This is a genomic window from Streptomyces sp. UH6, from assembly GCF_013421635.1.
Lineage (GTDB): Bacteria > Actinomycetota > Actinomycetes > Streptomycetales > Streptomycetaceae > Streptomyces > Streptomyces abyssomicinicus.
On the sequence record NZ_JACADT010000854.1, the window covers coordinates 1 to 2,487 of the forward strand.

Below are 2,487 nucleotides of genomic sequence, written 5' to 3' on the forward strand. Positions count from 1 at the left end.
CCCGCGTGCCGCAACGGAAAGGCACTTTTCGTGCGTAACACCGTCAAGATCACCACCGCCGTCCTGACCGCCGGAGCCCTCTCCCTGGGCCTGACCGCCTGCGGCGGCTCCGACGACAAGGCCGCCTCCACCGACGGCCCGCTCGTCGTCGCCGCCACCCCCGTCCCGCACGCGGAGGTCCTCACCTTCGTCAAGGACAACCTGGCGAAGGACGCCGGCCTCGACCTCGAGGTCAAGGAGTTCACCGACTACGTGACTCCCAACACCGCCACCGAGGACGGCTCGGTCACCGCCAACTACTTCCAGACCACGCCGTACCTCGACGACTTCAACAAGAAGAACGGCACCCACCTCGTGCCCGTCGTCTCGGTCCACGTGGAGCCCCTCGGCCTCTACTCCGACAAGTTCGACAAGCTCGACGAGCTGAAGAACGGCTCCACGATCGCCGTCCCGAACGACACCGCCAACGAGGCGCGCGCCCTCAAGCTCCTGGCGGACAACGGCCTGATCGAGCTGAAGAAGGGCTCCGAGGCCGACGCCACCCCGGCCGACATCACCAAGAACCCCAAGAAGCTGGAGTTCAAGGAGATCGAGGCCGCCCAGACCCCGCGCGCCCTCGGCGACGTCGACGCCGCCGTGGTCAACGGCAACTACGCCATCGAGGCCGACCTGAAGCCCGCCGACGACGCCCTCGTCCTCGAGGCCGCCGAGAACAGCCCCTTCGGCAACTACCTCGTCGTCAAGGAGGGCTCGGAGAACGACCCGCGCGTCAAGAAGCTCGAGAAGCTGCTCACCTCCCCCGAGGTGAAGAAGTTCATCGAGGACACGTACGCCGGCTCCGTCCTCGCCACCTTCTAGGACGCGCCGCGGCTTCGGCCGACGCACCGTCAGGACACCGCGGGGTCCCCTCCGGTCACGGAGCGGACCCCGCCGTCCTGATCGGTGCTTTCATGCTGCATGCTGAAGAGTTCAGCAGGTCCGAACGGTTACCCGACGCTACGGAGCGGCGCATGAACGGCACCTTCCCCGACATCTCCATCAGCACGGAGCGGTTGGTCCTGCGCCCGCTCGAGGCGGCGGACGTGCCCGCCTTCACCGAGATGATGAACGACGAGCAGGTCGTCGCCTGGACCTCCGTCCCGCACCCCTACACCGAGGACCACGCCCGGCAGTGGATCGGCGCCCTCGCCCCGGCCGAGCGCACCGGGGGCCGCGGCATCGTCCTGGCCGTCACCGAGTTCCTCACCCAGCGGCTCGTCGGCACCCTCCACCTCCACCACACCGACTGGCGGATCCGCTCCGCCGAGGTCGCCTACGTCGTCGCCCCCTGGGCCCGCGGCGAGGGCTACGCCACCGAGGCCACCCTGGCCGCCGCCCAGTGGCTCTTCCGCGACCAGAAGTTCGAGCGCCTGGAGCTGCGCACCGCGGCCGACAACGCCGCCTCCCAGCAGGTCGCGCAGAAGATCGGCTGCGTCAGCGAGGGCGTCCTGCGCGGCGCCTGGATAGCCCGGGCCAAGGACGACACCGGCGCCTGGAGCGACGTGCGGACCGACCTCATCGTCTGGAGCCTGCTGCCCGAAGACCTCGAGGGCGTCGGCGAGTACGCCGACTGGGACTGACCACCGGCCTCCCGTCCACGGGGTAACCTCACAGCGCGCCCGCGTCCGGGCCTCCCCGACCACCGGCGACACCTCCCCCTGCTCACCCCTGCCCACCTCTGGAGACTGACGACGATGGCCGACCGGGTCACGGTGATCGGCTGGGACGGCTCGCCGCTGACCGCCGCGGGACGCTCCGCGCTCGGCGCCGCCACCCTGGTGGCGGGAGCCCCCCACCACCTGACACTCCCCGAGGTGCCCCCCGCGGCCGAACGGATCCGCCTCGGCAGTCTCCCCCTCGCCGCCCGCCGGATCGCCGCCCACCGCGGCACCGCGGTCGTCCTCGCGGACGGCGACCCCGGCTTCTTCGGCGTCGTCCGCACCCTGCGCGACCCCGAGTTCGGCCTCGAGGTCGAGGTGGTCCCGGCCGTCTCCTCCGTCGCCGCCGCCTTCGCCCGCGCCGGGATGCCCTGGGACGACGCCCAGGTGGTCGTCGCGCATCCGCGCACCCTGCGCCGGGCGGTCAACGTCTGCCGCGCCCACACCAAGGTCGCCGTCCTCACCGCCCCCGGCGCCGGGCCCGCCGAACTCGGCCTGCTGCTCGAGGGCGCGCCGCGGACCTTCGTCGTGTGCGAGGAACTCGGCACCGACCGCGAGCAGGTCAGCGTGGTCACCTCCGACCGCGCCGCCGACCACGTCTGGCGCGACCCCAACGTGGTGATCGCCATCGGCGCCCCCACCACCGCGGAATCGGCTCCCTGGATCGCCGGCCGCGCCCCCGCCGGGCCCCGCGGCTGGGTCCTTCCCGCCGACTCCTACGAGGGTCCGTTCGGCGAGGCCGAGGCCGAGCCGCTGCGCGCCGCCCAGCTGTCCCGACTGGGGCCGCACG

The 2,487-nt window shown here is 72.1% G+C and carries 3 protein-coding genes; all 3 read left to right on the forward strand.

Annotated features, from left to right (window positions below):
• Positions 1 to 30: 30 nt before the first annotated feature.
• Positions 31 to 858, forward strand: a complete 828-nt coding sequence (locus HW445_RS26710) for a MetQ/NlpA family ABC transporter substrate-binding protein (protein ID WP_180223443.1) — start codon at positions 31 to 33, stop codon at positions 856 to 858.
• A 152-nt stretch (positions 859 to 1,010) separates the two neighbouring features.
• Complete coding sequence (locus tag HW445_RS26715; protein WP_180223444.1) at positions 1,011 to 1,619, forward strand: GNAT family N-acetyltransferase; 609 nt, start codon at positions 1,011 to 1,013, stop codon at positions 1,617 to 1,619.
• A gap of 114 nt (positions 1,620 to 1,733) precedes the next feature.
• On the forward strand, positions 1,734 to 2,487 hold a 754-nt coding region (gene cbiE / locus HW445_RS26720; RefSeq protein WP_180223445.1), incomplete at its 3' end, for a precorrin-6y C5,15-methyltransferase (decarboxylating) subunit CbiE.